This window comes from Pseudomonas sp. KH_050 (assembly GCF_057838875.1).
The window spans coordinates 3979818-3996505 of the sequence record NZ_CM174478.1 but is presented as its reverse complement, the minus strand read 5'-3'; the positions used below and the strand labels follow the sequence as shown (position 1 = coordinate 3996505).

At 59.1% G+C, this 16688-nt stretch carries 17 protein-coding genes; 9 read left to right on the top strand and 8 right to left on the bottom strand.

Annotated elements, in window-relative coordinates; genetic code table 11:
• Positions 1 to 59: 59 nt before the first annotated feature.
• Positions 60 to 980, bottom strand: coding sequence for a LysR substrate-binding domain-containing protein (locus AC3IUA_RS18110; protein WP_489355955.1), 921 nt, complete (start codon positions 978 to 980; stop codon positions 60 to 62).
• A 166-nt stretch (positions 981 to 1146) separates the two neighbouring features.
• Here AC3IUA_RS18110 and AC3IUA_RS18105 point away from each other — a divergent pair, with 166 nt between their 5' ends.
• The 8 genes from AC3IUA_RS18105 to AC3IUA_RS18070 all read left to right on the top strand — a co-directional run bounded on the left by AC3IUA_RS18105 (position 1147) and on the right by AC3IUA_RS18070 (position 8998).
• Complete coding sequence (locus tag AC3IUA_RS18105; RefSeq protein ID WP_489355953.1) at positions 1147 to 2448, top strand: NAD(P)/FAD-dependent oxidoreductase; 1302 nt, start codon at positions 1147 to 1149, stop codon at positions 2446 to 2448.
• 51 nt (positions 2449 to 2499) lie between these two features.
• Positions 2500 to 3588, top strand: coding sequence for a polyamine ABC transporter substrate-binding protein (locus AC3IUA_RS18100; protein ID WP_489355951.1), 1089 nt, complete (start codon positions 2500 to 2502; stop codon positions 3586 to 3588).
• Between the two features lie 327 nt (positions 3589 to 3915).
• Positions 3916 to 4908, top strand: a complete 993-nt coding sequence (locus AC3IUA_RS18095) for a Rossmann-fold NAD(P)-binding domain-containing protein (RefSeq protein ID WP_489355949.1) — start codon at positions 3916 to 3918, stop codon at positions 4906 to 4908.
• A 142-nt stretch (positions 4909 to 5050) separates the two neighbouring features.
• On the top strand, positions 5051 to 5812 hold the full coding sequence (locus AC3IUA_RS18090; protein WP_489355947.1) for a transporter substrate-binding domain-containing protein: 762 nt from the start codon (positions 5051 to 5053) through the stop codon (positions 5810 to 5812).
• Positions 5813 to 5924: 112 nt separating this feature from the next.
• The gene (locus tag AC3IUA_RS18085; protein WP_489355946.1) at positions 5925 to 6644 is read left to right on the top strand and encodes an ABC transporter permease; all 720 of its coding nucleotides are present in this window, start codon (positions 5925 to 5927) and stop codon (positions 6642 to 6644) included.
• Positions 6641 to 7351: an ABC transporter permease gene (locus AC3IUA_RS18080; protein WP_489355944.1), complete on the top strand. Its 711-nt coding sequence runs from the start codon at positions 6641 to 6643 to the stop codon at positions 7349 to 7351. Before AC3IUA_RS18085 ends, AC3IUA_RS18080 begins: the two co-directional genes overlap by 4 nt.
• Before the next feature lie 55 nt (positions 7352 to 7406).
• Positions 7407 to 8183, top strand: coding sequence for an amino acid ABC transporter ATP-binding protein (locus tag AC3IUA_RS18075; RefSeq protein WP_489362389.1), 777 nt, complete (start codon positions 7407 to 7409; stop codon positions 8181 to 8183).
• On the top strand, positions 8183 to 8998 hold the full coding sequence (locus AC3IUA_RS18070) for a helix-turn-helix transcriptional regulator (RefSeq protein ID WP_489355942.1): 816 nt from the start codon (positions 8183 to 8185) through the stop codon (positions 8996 to 8998). The genes AC3IUA_RS18075 and AC3IUA_RS18070 overlap by 1 nt, the downstream gene beginning before the upstream one ends.
• 159 nt (positions 8999 to 9157) lie before the next feature.
• On the opposite strand, the gene AC3IUA_RS18065 is transcribed toward AC3IUA_RS18070, so the two are convergent.
• Both AC3IUA_RS18065 and AC3IUA_RS18060 read right to left on the bottom strand, forming a co-directional pair.
• The gene (locus AC3IUA_RS18065) at positions 9158 to 10921 is read right to left on the bottom strand and encodes an L-lactate permease (RefSeq protein WP_489355940.1); all 1764 of its coding nucleotides are present in this window, start codon (positions 10919 to 10921) and stop codon (positions 9158 to 9160) included.
• Positions 10922 to 11108: 187 nt separating this feature from the next.
• Positions 11109 to 11714 carry a DJ-1/PfpI family protein gene (locus AC3IUA_RS18060; protein WP_489355938.1) on the bottom strand — a complete coding sequence of 202 codons (606 nt, stop codon included), beginning with the start codon at positions 11712 to 11714 and terminating at the stop codon, positions 11109 to 11111.
• 169 nt (positions 11715 to 11883) lie between these two features.
• Between AC3IUA_RS18060 and AC3IUA_RS18055 the strand changes: the two genes are divergently transcribed.
• Positions 11884 to 13218, top strand: coding sequence for an aminotransferase-like domain-containing protein (locus AC3IUA_RS18055; RefSeq protein WP_489355936.1), 1335 nt, complete (start codon positions 11884 to 11886; stop codon positions 13216 to 13218).
• On the opposite strand, the gene AC3IUA_RS18050 is transcribed toward AC3IUA_RS18055, so the two are convergent.
• From AC3IUA_RS18050 to AC3IUA_RS18030, 5 genes are all read right to left on the bottom strand, one after another.
• The gene (locus tag AC3IUA_RS18050) at positions 13215 to 13547 is read right to left on the bottom strand and encodes a hypothetical protein (RefSeq protein WP_489355934.1); all 333 of its coding nucleotides are present in this window, start codon (positions 13545 to 13547) and stop codon (positions 13215 to 13217) included. The two genes, AC3IUA_RS18055 and AC3IUA_RS18050, sit on opposite strands and share 4 nt — an antisense overlap.
• 205 nt (positions 13548 to 13752) lie before the next feature.
• Entirely contained in the window at positions 13753 to 14214 is a 462-nt protein-coding gene (locus tag AC3IUA_RS18045; protein ID WP_489355933.1) for a MarR family winged helix-turn-helix transcriptional regulator, read from the bottom strand.
• A 349-nt stretch (positions 14215 to 14563) separates the two neighbouring features.
• Positions 14564 to 15016, bottom strand: coding sequence for an Ohr family peroxiredoxin (locus AC3IUA_RS18040; RefSeq protein ID WP_489355931.1), 453 nt, complete (start codon positions 15014 to 15016; stop codon positions 14564 to 14566).
• A 108-nt stretch (positions 15017 to 15124) separates the two neighbouring features.
• Positions 15125 to 15577, bottom strand: coding sequence for an Ohr family peroxiredoxin (locus tag AC3IUA_RS18035; protein WP_489355929.1), 453 nt, complete (start codon positions 15575 to 15577; stop codon positions 15125 to 15127).
• A 261-nt stretch (positions 15578 to 15838) separates the two neighbouring features.
• A complete protein-coding gene (locus tag AC3IUA_RS18030) occupies positions 15839 to 16684 on the bottom strand; it encodes a copper resistance protein B (RefSeq protein WP_489362387.1) in 846 nt (281 codons plus the stop codon).
• Positions 16685 to 16688 lie beyond the last annotated feature (4 nt).

The following is a 16688-nucleotide window of genomic DNA, read 5'->3' as shown; positions in this document are numbered from 1 at the left end:
GTTTACGCTGAACCAGAACCGCTGAGCGCTCGACAGGTCAGGCAGGCTTGCAGGTTGAATCAATCTTGCCACATCCTCGAATGTCCGCTTTCGTCCTGTTCCGCCTGCTGGGCGAACCATTGCCTGATCAGCGAGCACGCCGGATGAGAGGCGGCTGAGGGTTGCAGGCACAGCGAGTAAATCCCTCTGGTCTTCAGCGGGCTGCCGAAGGGGACGACGAGCACCCCGCGTTCGATGGATTCCTCTGCCAGGGTCAGGTCGGTCACGGCCACCCCCAGACCTCGCGCCGCGGCATCGAGCGCCAACTCGTCGAGGTTGAAGGGAATGTGCCGGTAGTCCTCCAGCGACTTGCCGCCATTGGCTGCCAGCCAATCGATCCAGGCTTGCTGGTCCGCCGAACGATGGAGCAGGGGGAAGCGTACAAGATCCTCCACCGACGCCAGTGGCTGGGTCGGGCTGGCCAGGCCAGGGGCGCACACCGGAACCAGCGCTTCCTCGAATAGCGTCAGGCAGGCTGAGTCGCTGGACGGCTCGGGCAGATAGAGGATGTAGGCGTCGCTGTCGCTGGCCGGATCGACGATCTCGGTCGCGACGGTCTCGATCGACAGGGAAATTTCCGGGTGACGCCGGTAGAAGTCGCTCAGCTTCGGCAGCAACCAGCGAACCGCCAGGGACACATGCATGCGTATGCGAAAGGGGCGTTTGTTCGGAGAAAGCCGCTCCTCGAGGGCCTTCAATTGCTCCAGGATACTCCGGGCGCTGCCAAGCACCTGTTCGCCTTCTGGGGTCAGTTGAATACTACGGCTGCTCCTCACGAACATCGGCACGCCGAAGTGACTCTCCAACTGCTGGATTTTTCGGCTCACTGCACTTTGGGTCAGACAGAGCTTCTGCGCCGCTTGAGTGAAGCTGCCCGAATCAGCGACCTCTACCAATGCCTGCAAAGCCTGAAGAGAGGGGACGTGGCGAATTTTATCCATGCGTTTTCAGAATGTCTCGATGATTTTATAACGTTGGTGGTATTACCACAGGCCTTATAGATTCTAGCTCTAGCGACCGTCATCTCAAACAACTCATGCGATTACTGCATGTAGTTCTGCTTTGGATAGAGGCGGCTCGGCGAACGACAGTCAAATGAGGTGATGCATGGAAAATGTATGTGGCTGGATTGCGCAAGCTGGAAATTCATCCGTTCGTGATCGCCTGAGCGGCACGCAAAAAGCCGATTGGCTGGTCATCGGTGCCGGTATCACCGGCCTTTGTGCTGCTCATACGCTCGCCGAAATGCATCCTCAGGCACGTATCGTGATCGTCGATCGGCAGCGAGCGGCGCAGGGTGCCTCGGCGCGCAACTCCGGGTTCGTGGTGGCCCACGAACATCCGGGTAATGATGAGCTTATAGGCAATCAGGGGTTCGCCGGTTTTGAAGTGGATACGTCAATTGGACGTGTCGCCAGCGAGGAAGTACGCAAGCGCATTGCTCGTCATGGCATCGAGTGCGACTTCAGGGATTGCGGCTATTTTTTTGCCGTCAGAGATCCAGGCAAGCTGACCCACGTCGAGGCCAAACTGGCGACGCTACGAGCGGTCGGTGCCTCTGCGCAATTTCTGCAAGGTGAACAGCTGATTCAAAAGTTGGGCACCCGGCATTACCAGGCCGCGATCTGGTGCGGCAACGGGAACGCACTGCTTCAACCAGCGAAATACGTGAAGGGCCTGCTGGATGCGCTGCCGGAGAATGTGACCCTCTACGAAAACACCGATATCACCGATCTTGCGCGCTTGGACAAAGGACGTATTCGCGCGAATGGCCTCGATGGAAGCATTGAGGCAAAGCAGGTTCTGGTTTGCCTGAACGCTTTCATCCCCCGCACGGGAATAGATCACAGCGCAACGTTCCCGATGGAGCTCAGCGCCAGCCTCACGCGGCCGCTCACCGACGAGGAGTTCCGAGCGATCGGCGGTGTCGAGCCTTGGGGCGTGCTGTCCACCCGGCCACTTGGTGCCACGGTGCGACTGACCCCGGATCGTCGAGTGATGATCCGCAATACGGCGGAATACCGCTCTCGGGATTTGTCCAACAGTGATCTCCTGCACCGTCGAAAACACCACGTGCTGGGCTTGCAGCGCCGTTTTCCGTGGCTTGCCGAGCAGGATATTCACTACACCTGGACCGGACACCTGAGTGCCTCACGCACCGGGCAACCTTATTTTGCCAAGGTCGAAGAGGGGCTGTTTGCCGTGGCCGGATGCAATGGTTCGGGCGTCGCGCGCGGGACTCTTTGGGGGCGGCTGCTGGCTGAATTGGCGTCGGGTGCCAGCTCGCCAATATTGCAGTCGGTCATGGACAGGGCGCAGCCCGGCTGGCTCCCGCCCCGACCATTACTCGACATCGGTGCCATGCTTAGAATGCGCGTGGAGGCGGTCAGGGCCAGAACAGAAGTCTAGAAAACCGGATACCACAAAAGAATAAAAGCCCCTCAGTAAAGGTGATTGAACATGCACGTCAACAATATTTCCCTGGTGGTATTGCTCTCCACGTTTTCGGCAGCCAGTTACGCGGACGAAGTCGTCAATATTTCCAACTGGAACGGCTACATCGCCGACGATACCTTGACCCGTTTCACCAAGGAAACCGGGATCAAGGCGACTTACGACATTCATGACAGTAACGAAGTCCTGGAATCAAAACTGATGACGGGCAATACCGGTTATGACGTGGTCAGTCCTTCGAACCATTTTCTGTCCAGATTGATCAAGGCAGGAGCGATTCAGAAGCTTGATAAAAGCCAGCTGCCCAACTGGAAAAACCTTGACCCGCAATTGATGAAAAAGCTGGAGGTCAATGACCCAGGCAACCAGTACGGTTATCCGTACATGTGGGGTACCGCGGGTATTGGCTACAACGTCGAGAAAATCAAGGCGATCTTCGGCAACACGGATGTCACCCATTCCTGGAGTCTGTTTTTTGATGAGAACAACATCAAGAAGCTGAGTGAGTGCGGCGTGGCGATTATCGATAACCCGACGCAGATCCTGCCGATTACCCTCAATTACCTGGGGCTGGCGCCCCATAGCCACGAGCCGGCGGATTACAAGAAAGCCGAGCAAGCGTTGCTCAGGATCAGGCCCTACGTTCAGTACTTCCATGCATCCAAGTACATCAGCGATCTGGCGAATGGCAATATCTGCGCCGTGATTGGCTTCAATGGCGACATTGTGCAAGCTGCCGCCAGCGCCAGGGAAGCCAACAACGGGATCGAAATCGCCTATTCGATTCCAGATGAGGGTTCTACCCTTTGGCTCGACATGGTGGTCATGCCCAAGAGCGCGCCGCACGAGAAAAATGGCTACGCCTACATGAACTACCTGCTCGAGCCTCAGGTCATTGCCAACATCAGCAACAGCGTCCATTACGCCAATCCCAACAGTGCGGCGGATGCCTACGTGACTCCGTCGGTGAAGCAGGACCTGGCGATTTACCCACAGAAAACCGTGATGGATAAGCTGTTCACCGTAGAGGACCTCCCCGCGGCCATCGCACGGCTGAGCACTCGTCTGTGGACCAAGCTGAAAACCAATACCTGACGACATCTGTTCTTTCGTTGGGTTGCGGGCGAACCCTGATCCCTCCAGACACCCGGCAAAAATACCCGTCCTTGCGTGGGGCGGGGATAATTCCTGCCCGTTTCACTGAATCGTCTGTCAGAAAAATAGACGAAATGAAAAAATTAGACGTTATGTGTATTTTTAGGTAGTCTCTGCCCAAGGTCACAAACAATGTGCGGCAATGGCACCCGCACAGCATGACCTCTACCTGATCATTGGAGGCGAAGACAGCATGGCCACACGTTCGGACTTGCGGCTGGAAACGTATTTTTATTACCTGCGGGGCATCGGCGAATGATTCCGACGATGTTGCCAATCTACGGTCTGTGCGACCTGCGCACCGCACTGATGCGTAAAGACATGCTGCGTGTGGTGCGCGACGCCCTGGTTCGACATTCCCAGGATGACGTCATCACCGCGAAGTCCGGCGAATTGCTGTTCCAGGACCCCCCCGGGGACTGTCATATCAGGTTCGGCTATTTTCGTGGAGGGCAGATCTTTGTGGTCAAGCTGGCGATGGGTTTCTATGAGAATCCGTCCAAGGGGCTGGAGACCAATAACGGGCTGGTGCTGGTCTTCGATTCACAGACCGGCAAGATCGTTGCCATCCTCAATGACGAGGGCTGGCTGACCAGTTGGCGGACCGCGGCGGCCGGGGCTCTGGCGGCGAAGGCGGGCGCACCTTCAAGGGTAACGGCGCTGGGTATTCTCGGCACTGGGCATCAGGCCGAGTATCAGGCGCGCTGGGCCTCGCAAATCCTCGGGACTGATCGGGTATTCATCTGGGGACGGGATCCAGACAAGGCTACCCGACTGGCAAGGAAACTCGATCATCAAGGTTTAGCCGCTCACGCCGTGGTGACGGTGGAGGAGGTGTTCGAGCACTGCAATGTCGTCATTACCTGCACGCCGTCCACCCGGGCAATAGTGCCAGTGTCAGCGGTCAAGCCTGGAACTCATATCGTCGCGTTGGGCGCAGACAGCCTGGGTAAACAGGAACTTGATCCACGGATACTGGCCTTGGCTCGGGTCATCATGACGGATGACCATCAACAATGTGCCGACCGCGGTGAACTGGCCCATGCCTTGGGCGCAGGGTTGATAGCGGACACGGCCGACGTTTCGTTGGGACAGGTGCTGGCCGGTAATACCCCGGGACGAATCAGCGATGATGACGTGACTGTCGCTGATCTGACCGGCCTTGCAGCCCAGGACATTGCCATCGCAACCCTGGCTGTCGAGCTGATCCAGGCCATACCGCCTGCTGGACCGACGTTGGCGCAGTACAACCACCGCTAGCGGATCCTTTCTGCTCAACAGGGAATGCAACACAGCTCAGTATCCATTAACGCGTTACTTGAATAACAAGGAAACCAGCGGCGAGACTGTTTTTTACCGAACCCACTACTGAATAAACAATAATAATCAGGTAGATATTCAAATGAAGAACACTATCAGCGTTATTGCCATGACGACGACATGGCTGCTCTTTGCTGTCGCCAGTACGGTACAGGCAGAAACATTGCGTATCGCCAGTGAAGGCGCTTATCCGCCGTTCAACTATGTGGACTCGGACAACAAACTGCACGGCTTCGATATCGACATCGCCAATGCCCTGTGCGAGCGCATGAAGGTCGAATGCTCGATCGTCGTCCAGGATTGGGAAGGCATCATTCCGGCACTGCTGGCGAAAAAATACGATGCAATAGTCGCCTCGATGAATGTCACCGATGAGCGCAAGAAGAAGATCGCCTTCACCAATCGCTACTACCGCACCCCGCTCTCGGTCGCAGTGGCCAAGGACTCGGCCATCACCGACGCCCAGACCAGATTCAAAGGTCTGACGGTCGGCGCCCAGTCATATTCGACCCAGGCCATCTACGCCGAAGAGCATTACGCTGCGGCGGGTGCCAATGTGAAGCTCTATCCCACCAACGACGAGGCCGCCAGCGATCTGGCCGCTGGCCGTCTGGACGGGGTGATTGCCGACAAATACCCGTTGCTGGCCTGGGTCGAAGGCGCTGGCAAGGATTGCTGCAAGATCATCGGCGACGTCAACGGCACCAATACCGACGCCTCGATCGCCGTGCGCCAGGAAGACAATGCCCTGCGGGAACGGCTGAACAAGGCGCTGGATGACATCGTCGCCGACGGCACCTACAAAAAGATCTCCAGCCGCTACTTCGCCTTCGATATCTACTGAGCCCTCGGGTCCGCGGCACTGGCCCCGGACCTGTTCCCCTGACACCCCGGCCCCGCGCTTGCCCTGAGCGCGGTGGCGGCGTGCAGGCTTAATTTCGCGAGAGGGTTCGGGCATGTTCGAACATCTGTCACTGTTATCTTTCGCCAGCGGCGGCTGGGGCTCGGCGCTGTTGGCCGGGGCCCTGGTGACCATCGCCCTGGCCCTCAGCTGTGTGCCGATCGGGTTGCCGCTGGGCCTCGGCGTGGCCCTGGCAGCCCGTTCCAAACACCGCTGGTTGCGGACTTCGGCCACGGTGTTTTCCACGGTATTCCGTGGGCTGCCCGAATTGCTGACCCTGCTGATCATTTACTACGGCTGCCAGATCGCCGCGCAGAAAATCCTCGCCGCCATGGGCTACCAGACCGAGGTGACGATCAACACCTTCGTCGCCGCGATGATCGCCTTCAGCCTGGTGTTCGCCGCGTTCTCCAGCGAAATCTGGCTGGGCGCCTTCAAGACCGTGCCCAAGGGCCAGTTCGAAGCGGCTGCGGCGCTGGGCCTGTCCAAGGGCACGACCTTTCGCAAGGTGGTCCTGCCACAACTGACGCGCATTGCCCTGCCGGGCTTGTCGAACAACTGGTTGTCGCTGCTCAAGGACACCTCGCTGGTCTCGACCATTTCCCTGGTCGACCTGATGCGCCAGACCAACCTGGCGGTCAGCGTGACCAAGGAACCGCTGTTTTTCTACGCCGTGGCCTGCTTCGGCTACCTGTTTTTCTCGGCGTTGTCCGGTCGCTTGTTTCACTTTCTCGAACAGTACTTCAGCCGCCATCAACGGAGTGCCCGGCCATGAGCTTCGATGAACTGCTGAACCTGTTCCTCAGCCCCGAACTGCTCGAACGCTACGGCCCGCGCTTCATCGACGGGCTGCTGGTGACCGGCAAACTGGTGGCGATTTCCTTCAGCCTCGGCGCCCTGCTCGGCCTGCTGCTCGCCCTGGGCCGCTTGTCGAGCAACCGCTTTGTGCGCAGCGTCACCGGCGCCTATGTCTACTTTTTCCGTGGCTCGCCGCTGCTCGCCCAGTTGTTCATGCTGTATTACGGCCTGGGCTCGTTCAAAGGTTTCTGGCAGGACGTCGGCCTCTGGTGGTTCTTCCGCGACGCCTGGTTCTGCACCTTGCTGGCCTTCACCCTGAACACCGCGGCCTACCAGGCCGAGATCCTGCGCGGCGCGCTGCTGGCCGTCGCCCCGGGCCAGCGCGAAGCGTCGAAAGCCCTCAGCCTGTCGCGCTGGACCGCCTTTCGCAAAGTCATCCTGCCGCAGTCGTTGCTGGTGGCCATCGGGCCGCTGGGCAATGAGCTGATCCTGATGATCAAGGCCAGCGCCATTGCCTCGCTGGTGACCATCTATGACTTGATGGGCGTGACCAAGCTGGCCTTCTCCCGCAGCTTCGACTTCCAGATCTACCTGTGGGCCGCGGTGCTCTACCTGCTGATCGTCGAAGTACTCAGGCGTGTGCTCAAACGGGTAGAGCGGTCACTGAGTAAGCATGTCGGGTGATCCGGCTTCAACAGATTCAACGATCCGATCGAGAGGACAAAAAATGATTTCGTACATCACAGCGCCGGACGGTCTTTCCATTTCGTCATTGCCTGCAGGAAAGACGGTGGTGGAAATCAGCGGACTGAACAAATGGTATGGCAATGTCCAGGTACTTCACGGGATCGACCTCAAGGTTCGTCAAGGTGAGCGCATTGTGCTGTGCGGGCCTTCCGGTTCGGGCAAGTCGACGTTGATTCGCTGTATCAGTCAGCTGGAAATCGCCGAGAAGGGTGATATCCGGGTCTTGGGTGCCGACCTTGGAAAATCGTCTCCAGCCAGGCATCAAGCGTTGCGCGAGATTGGCATGGTGTTCCAGCACTTCAATCTCTTTCCGCATTTGACGGTTCTGCAGAACTGTACCCTTGCGCCGATATCGGTGCGCAACATGACCCGCAAGGAGGCCGAGGAGCGGGCTCGGGATTTTCTGAACAAAGTCGGCATCGAGAGTCACGCCCATAAATTCCCGTCGCAACTCTCGGGAGGCCAGCAACAGCGGGTGGCCATTGCCCGAGCGCTGTGTATGGAGCCGAAAATCATGTTGTTTGACGAGCCGACCTCGGCACTCGACCCGGAAATGGTCAACGAAGTGCTGGACGTCATGGTGAAGTTGGCCGACACCGGCATGACCATGCTCTGTGTGACTCACGAAATGGGCTTCGCTCGACAGGTCGCGGAACGGGTGCTGTTTCTCGATGCGGGACGCATTGTCGAAGACCAGCCACCTGAACGCTTTTTTACCGCGCCCGGCAGTCTTAGAGCTCGAGCATTCCTGGCCCGGATCCATCACTGATGCCGAAGCTGGACCTTCGCCGGGTTGCTCATGGTGGTGCATGTCCGGGCGTATTGGCCAACCTGTCAAATGATGGCCTGCCTGCGTACAATTGCCCCTTTCATTTTCAAGTGTTTTATTCCCCCATGGTCAATATCGCCTTCATGAGCGCAGTGGCAGACGGCATCGCCGCGTTGCTTTTTCCCGATCTGGAAGCGGTGGTCCACGATGTCCGCAGCGGACGTATCGTGCACATAGCCAATGGCTATTCCCAGCGCAAGGTCGGCGATGCGTCACTGATTGACGATCTGCCGGAATTGGACAAGGGTCTCGATGTCATCGGCCCGTATGAAAAGACCGGGTCCAATAGCCGGACACTGCGTTCGATCTCTATCGCCGCTCGCGGCGAAGACGACGAGATCGTTGCGCTGCTTTGCCTGAACTTCGATGTAACGGTGTTATCCCAGGTGCAGAAACTACTGAGCGGTTTCGCCGCGGGCATGAAACCTCAAGCGCGCCCGGAGGCATTGTTCAGCGCTGATTGGCGGGAAAAACTCAACGATATCGTTGAAGCGATATCCATCGAAAAATGTGTGCGTCGAAGTGATTTCGGTCGCGCCGAGATCATGCTGGCGCTGGTGGAGGCGCGGGCCAACGGTCTGTTCGATATCCGTAATTTCGTCGACTATTTCGGCGAGTACTTCAACATCTCCCGGGCCACGGTTTACAACTATTTGAGAGCGGCCCCGCAAACGCAAGGGCTGACGCCAGACGATCAGGCGCAGGGCTCAGGAAAGGCATCCGGCGTTACCGCTCGACGGACGACAAAGTTCTGATCCGAAACTCACCCCAACCCTCTCCCCTGGGGCCACAGGTGATCGTTCGACCATGGATCTTGAGCAGGCCAACAATCTGAAGCGCTCCTCAAAAAAATGCCGCTTGACTGACTGGCATTGGGGCATGGATAAGGCTTGCGCGGATCCACTCCAAGCCGATCAAGGCCCGCCCACCACCATATGGCTGAAGGGCACCACATACGCCTGCAACGTCACCAGCCCACCGACCAGAATGGCCAGGATGATGGAGTGGAAAAACACGTACCGCAGGATTTCCCCTTCATGGCCGTACCAGCGAGTGGCGGTGGATGCCACCACGATCGACTGGGCGTCGACCATCTTGCCCATGACCCCGCCGGAACTGTTGGCGGCGGCCATCAATACCGGGCTGATCCCCAATTGCTCGGCGGTCACCCGTTGCAGGCCGCCGAACAGTACGTTGGAGGCCGTGTCCGAGCCGGTCAAGGCAACGCCGAGCCAGCCGAGGAGGGTGCCGAACAAGGGGTAGAAAATGCCGGTTGCGGCGAAGGCCAGGCCCATGGTGGCGTCCAGGCCTGAATAGCGGGTGAGGAAGCCGAGGGCGAGCATGGCCACGATCGTAATGAGCGAGTAACGCACCACCCACAGTGTTCGCAGGTATTGGTGGATCAGTTGCGGGATGGAATACCCCATCAGCAATCCGCCAAGGATCGCCGCCAGCAGGATGCCGCTACCGGTGCTGGTGAACCAGGTGAACTTGTAGACCGCGTCCTCGGTTTTAGCCGCGGGCACCACGGGCGGAACCTTCTCGATCTGCTGGTGAATGGTGGTGAAGGTCAGGGTCGGGGCGAAGATCGGGTTCGCTTCGCGTATCGGTTTGCCCTGAGGGTCGAGCCTGGCCGAGCTGGTTTGCGGATCTATTGCCGGGCGGGTATCGAACATGTTTTTGAAGCTCTGGGTGCCCCAGGCGAAGACGAAGACCGTGAGGATGATCCACGGCATCCACGCGCGCATGACCGCGGGCTTGGCATCGCTGGCAAAGGTCGCGCTGGCCACGGGTTGTTCGTCATGCTCCTCGGCTATTTTCGAGTCGTCGACTCGCCCGGAGAGGGCCGCGGAGGTATGCACGGTGGCCGGCTTCCAGACCCTGAGGAAACCGGTCAGGCAGGCCATGGAAATCAGCGCGGCGATCACGTCCACCAGCATCGGCCCGTGGTAGTTGGACACGAGGAACTGCGGCACGGCGAAGCTGACGCCGGTGACCAGGATCGCCGGCCAGATTTCCAGCATCTTGCGCCAGCCGGCGAAGGCCCAGATCAACCAGAACGGCACGATCACCGAGAAGAACGGCAATTGCCGGCCGACCATCATCGACAGCTCCATTTCATCCAGCCCGGTCACCTTGGCCAGGGTGATGATGGGCGTGCCCAGGGCGCCGAAAGCCACGGGCGCGGTATTGGCGATCAACGCCAGGCCGGACGCGGCCAGGGGCGAGAAGCCCAGACCGATCAAAATGGCCCCGGTTACCGCTACTGGTGTGCCGAAGCCGGCAGCCCCTTCGAAAAAGGCCCCGAAGCAGAAGGCAATCAGCAGCAATTGCAGACGGCGATCGTCGGTGATGCGCGTCAGGGAGTCTTGCAGCACCCTGAACGAGCCGTTCTCGGTGGTAAGCCGATGCAGGAAGATGATGTTGAGCACGATCCAGCCAATCGGCAGCAGGCCGTTGGCGGCGCCGTACAGCGCGGCCGAGCCCGCCATGTTCGCGGGCATGCCGAAGGCGAAGATCGCGATCAGCAAGGCCGAAGTAAGCGCCAGCAGCGCCGCCAGATGCGCCTTGATATGGAAAAACGCCAGGGCTGCCAGCATCACCACCACCGGCACCGCCGCCATGATGGTCGACAGCACGGGGTTACCGAAGGGATCGTAGATTTGCTGCCAGACCATTTTCCACCTCTGCTTTTTATTGTCGCAAGTGCAGGGCCCCCGGGGGGGTAGGTGGCTTGTAGTATAGGTGGCATTGCGCCGTTGTCCGGGCAGGCCTCATCTCCCATGAATGCCTGCTTGCGGGGCGTGGGACCTCAGGTTCATTTGGCAGCGCTACGTTGAATCTCCTCGGATGTTCCGACCAGACTTATTCGATGGGCAGATAGGGCGTGATATGCCGCATCCCACGTAACACGTAGTCATCTTTCTCCCCCACCGGCGCGACGTAATGCAGCGCGCTTGCCGCTGCTTCGACACCTTCCAGGCGGGCAATAATCCAGGCGGCAAGGTATTGCGAGGCAAGGCAGCCTCCGGCGGTGGCCACATTGCCTTTGGCAAAAAAAGCCTGGTTAAGCACGTCCACACCCGCTGCCTGAACCCAGGGTCTGGTTGTCAGATCGGTACAGGCTGGAACACCTTCGAGCAGGCCCAGCTTTGCCAATACAAGCGTGCCAGAGCACTGTGCAGCCAACAGTTGGCGCGCTGGATCAAACTGCAACTGCGCCATCAGGGCGGCGTCAGCGACCACCTCACGTGTCTGCGAACCGCTGCCAACAATGACCGCATCGGCTTCACTCGCTTCTCGAAGCGTTGCGTGCGATTCGATGACGACCCCATTCATCGATCGAACACGGGCAGTGGGGCTGGCAATCGACACGCGCCAGCCCGGCTTCTTGATGCGATTCAGTACACCCAGTGCAATGAGAGAATCGAGTTCGTTGTAGCCTTCGAAGGTCAAAATAGCGATGTGCATGTCGACGCCTTCCTGTGCAGATCGGGTTGAAAGATGACTGCTGCAATTCGCCGCTCAAGACGATGGCCTCGGGATCACCTTCGGGTGCTGGCCACGCGAATCAGTTGCGCAGGAAGATGCTAAGGCTGAGAATCAGTACAATCAAATTATTGTAATGGATACATTGTCCATGGCTCGCTCCCGCTACAAAGTGTTGGTCGACGCCTTTGCTGCCGATATCCAGGCAGGGCGTTTGCAGCCGGGCACCCGGCTACCGACACACCGCGAACTCGCGGCAAAGGAGGGGCTGGCCCTGGTGACGGCGACCCGCGTTTACTCAGAGCTTGAGGCCATGGGGCTGGTCAGCGGGGAAGTCGGGCGAGGCACCTTTGTTCGGGAAACCTCGTTACCTCTTGGGCTGGGCATCGACCAGCATGCGCTTGCTTCAGGCCTCCTTGATCTCAACTTTAACTACCCCTCTGTGCCTGGCCAGGCCGAGTTGCTACGAGGTGCATTGCGCCAACTGGCGATTTCCGGCGACATGGAAGCCATGCTGCGCTATCAACCCCATGCCGGGCGCACGCATGAGCGGGCCATGGTGGCGCGCCATCTCGAATGTCGCGGGTTGGCCGTGTGCGAGGATCAAGTGTTGATCGTCAGTGGAGCACAGCATGGGCTGGCAGCCACGGTCATGGCACTGCTTCGCCCCGGTGACGTCGTGGCCACCGACGCCTTGACCTATCCAGGATTCAAACTGCTCGCGCAGTCACACCACCTCGAACTGGCAGGCATTCCTTCGGCAGGCCATGAGCCCGACCTGGATGCTCTGGAGCTGCTGTGCAAGAGTCGGCGAGTACGTGCCGTGTACACGATGCCGACACTGCACAACCCGCTGGGATGGGTGACAAGCCTGCGGTGGCGACTGAGGATGGTAGCGATAGCCCGTGAGTACGGTCTGCTCATTATCGAGGATGCGGCCTATGCCTTTTTGGCAGAGGAACCATCCCCGCCATTGGCGGCACTCGCGCCAGAAACAACCGTGTATGTCTCAGGATTTTCCAAAAGTATTGCCACCGGGATTCGCGTTGGATTTGTGGCAGCTCCCACTCGATGGGTGAGCGCGATTGAGCGAATAATCAGGGCCACCACCTGGAACACACCCGGTGTGATGACGGCTATCGCCTGCGGCTGGCTTGAAGATGGCACTGTCACACGACTGGAGGAAGAGAAGCGTCGCGATGCCAGGGCTCGTCAATCAATCGCCAATGCAGCCCTCTCGGGACTCCCCTGCATCAGCCACCACTCCTCCTATTTTGTCTGGCTACCTTTGGGGGAAGAGGTTCGAGCCGACCAGATAGCGGCGGCGCTTATGCGCGAGCGGATTTCGGTATCGACTGCCGAACCGTTTGCGACGTCCGCCCATGTCCCCCATGCGATCCGCCTGGCGCTAGGATCGGTATCGCTGGCCGCGCTCGAGGAAGCGCTCAAAAAGGTCAAACGGGTGGTTGATTCATTCTCGTATTAGCCCGGCGAGCTATCGATGGAGCCGCCTCCCGCATGGGGCTTGAACGAATACCGGGTCGGAGCCTGAGCGCCTGTCGCTATCGCTCGAGCTCGTTGAGCACCCCATGCCAGAGCGCTGTTAACCGTTTCATCATGCATCAGCGGGTAAAACTCCTCTGCGACAATGGCCCCGCTTTGCGCGTATACCCCGATAAAGAGTTGGGTCGCGCCCGAGCGTGAGAGTCGAGCCAGAACATCCATTTCGACACCGTCGCTCAGACTCTCTTGATGAGATTTGTCGGGTAGCTGGTGATCGGCCCAGGCCCAATATTCGCTCCCTCTTATACGCATGACTCGTTCCCTCATGGCTGAATGCTCTGATGGCGTTATAAAATCAAAGTAGTATCAGGCGGGCGTAAACAGAAATTGAATCGTGCTATGGCGAACCCTTTCGGGAACTGGATAATTGGCGCCAAATCGGCGCTGACTGGCAGAGCGACCCAGCTCGGAATTTGACATGAGCATTGCAAGGTTCGCCGGTGCGGCCGGTAAGTGCTCATTCCCCGGCTTTCCCCCACTGGATGAGATTGTTGCGCAGCTTCGCGACCGCCTTCTGCATTTGTGTGAACTCGTCCGGCGTCAGGCCCGTCGCGTCGGAGAGGCCCATTTCCGGGCGTCCTTCGCGCAGCTGTCGACCGTTCTTCGTCAGGCTGATCCGCACCTGGCGCTCGTCCTCGGGATCGCGCAGCCTCTGCACAAAGCCCATCGCCTCGAGTTTTTTCAGGATCGGCGTGAGCGTGTTCGACTCGAGAAACAACTTTGCGCCCAAGCTGCCGACGGTCTGATTGTCTTCCTCCCATAGCGCAACGATGGTGATGTATTGCGTATAGGTAAGCCCAAGCTGCTCGAGTATCGGCTTGTAGGCCTTGCCGAAGGCGAGGTTGGTGGAATAGACCGCAAAACACAGGAAGTCGGACAGCTTCAGGTCCGCGGGGAGCGTCTTGTCGATGGATTTCATGTGCATCCTCTTTGGCCGAAGACTGATGTCTCGCAAAGGTGAAATATACATCGTATGCGATTGTGTCGGAATAGCGCTAACTGCCAGCTTCGGCCCCGTGGTATAGGTATCTACACATTTCTCAAGGCCTGCCAAATACCTGTGGCGAGGGGGCTTGCCCCCGATCGGCCGGTCCGCGCTCGGGCGAAGCAGTCGTAAAACCGGTATGCGCGGCATACCTGATAGAACTCGGTGGTAGCGTTTAGGGCCGCTTCGCGACCCTGCGGGGGCAAGCCCCCTCGCCACCGGTTCGGTGTGTACTGCGACCGGTTCGACGAGCATGGCAAAGTCGAACCGGTCGCGCGCTGCATCACGCCGTGATTACGTTGAGGGCCACGTCGATGTTGCCTCGGGTCGCCTTTGAGTACGGGCAGATTTGGTCTGCGGTGTGCGCCAGCGTCGTCGCGACGTCGTGCGCCAGGCCCGGCACGCGGAGAGTCAACCGAGCCTGGAGGAAGTAGTCCGGACCGGTCTGACCCACATCGACTTCGATGTCGACGGACAGATCAGACGGCAGCACCACATTCATGTCATTGGCCACGAGCCCGACGGCGGCGGTGTAGCAGGCCGACCATGCCCCCGCAAACAGCTGTTCGGCGTGTGGGTGCGGCTGGGTGGCGGCGAACACGTGCGCCGGTTTCGCGCTTCCGGGCGACGAGAGCTGGATGTCGAGGCTGCCGTTGTGACCACGCGAAGTGATGCCAGTGTCGCTGTAGGTGGTGTGAGTCTTGCCGGAGGCCAGGACTTTTTCGATCTTGCTCATGGATGATTCCTCAAAGTGTCGCCAGGGTAGTTGTCGCATGCGCTTTTATCGCATGCGACATATATGTTGCGTCGAAGATGCCAATTGATGTCAAAGCCGCACGGTGCATCACGCAGTGAGGACGTTCACGGCCACGTCGATGTTGCCTCGGGTCGCTTTCGAGTACGGGCAGATTTCGTGCGCTTTGTGCGCTATCGCGGTCGCGACATCGTGTGCCACGCCTGGTAGGCGGACATCGAACCGGGCCTGGATGAAATAGGCCGGACCGGTCTGGCCCAGATCGACCTCGATGTCGACGGACAGATCGGGTGGAAGCGTTACGTTCATCTCCTTGGCCGCGACCCCGACTGCGGCGATGTAACAGGCCGACCATGCCCCCGCGAACAGTTGTTCGGCGTGTGGGTGCGGTTGGGTGGCGGCGAATACATGCGCCGGTTTCGCGTTTCCAGGCGACGAGAGCTCGATGTCGAGGCTGCCGTTATGGCCTCGCGAAGTGTTGCCAGCGCTGCTGAGCGTAGTGTGAGTCTTGCCGGAGGCCAGGACTTTTTCGATCTTGCTCATGGGATGGATCCTCAAAAGTTGCGATAGGTTAGTATTATTGGTCGCATTCGATTATGTCGCATGCGATTGAAATAATAGTCGCGCAGAAGCCAATCGGAGTCAAGGGTACCCCTACGCCTTGGCGACGAGTGGTCGGGCCCACGAAGCGTCGACTGCCAGGTGCGCCCTTTGCACGTCCAGGCGCCGTTCCAGGAAGCGGGGGCAGGGGGCAGTCCCTGGGTGCCCGCTACGGGCCCGGGTGGAGTGGTTTCGGCTGCGCGCTCAGAACCACATGCGCACGCCGAGTACCAGACGCGCTTCGCTGCGATCTTCACCCTCGTCATTGGCATAATCGGCCGTCTTGCCGTAAGTCTGATGCCACGTGACTCCAACGTAGGGCGCCAATTCCCTACGGAGTTCATATCGAAGCCTGACGCCTGCCTCGCTGTCCGCCAGCCCGGAGCCGATCCCCCGTTGCGGATCATTCTTGCCATAGAAGTTGAGCCCGGCCGTTGGCTGGAGAATGAGTCGATTGGTCAGCAAGATGTCGTAGTCGCCTTCAAGACGTCCTGCGGTCTGTCCGCCTTCGCCGATGAAGACGGTGGCCTCGGCTTCGAAGTTGTAAAGCGCTAAACCTTGCACGCCGAACGCCGCCCAGGTTTGCGGATCGCCCGGTTTGAAGTCCTGGCGAACACCACCCACCAGATCCCACCAAGGGCTTATCGCGTGCCCCCATAGCGCCTGGACTTCCGCGTCTTCTGTCTTGCCCTGGGTGCGCTCACCTTCGGAGCGTATCCACAGGCGATCACTATCACCGCCGACCCATCCGCTCAGATCCCAGGCTAAAGCGCTGCCGGCATCAGTGTCCTGCCACTCCAGCTGGTCGGCCAGAAAGAAAGCGTTGAGCGCGTTGTCGTGAACGGTATGGCCAGCAGCGCTGACATAAACGGCTGCTCTATCGGCATCCGTCAAAGCCGGCACAGGCGTGCGGCTTTGCGTAACAGCAGGCTGCAGCTGTTGCTCATTCATGCCGTTCATTTGGCTGTGATCCATACCCTGCATCTGGCTGTGGTCCATGCCCTGCATGTCAGCGGTATCTGCCATTGCCGATGAAAACTGTCCAAGCATCAGG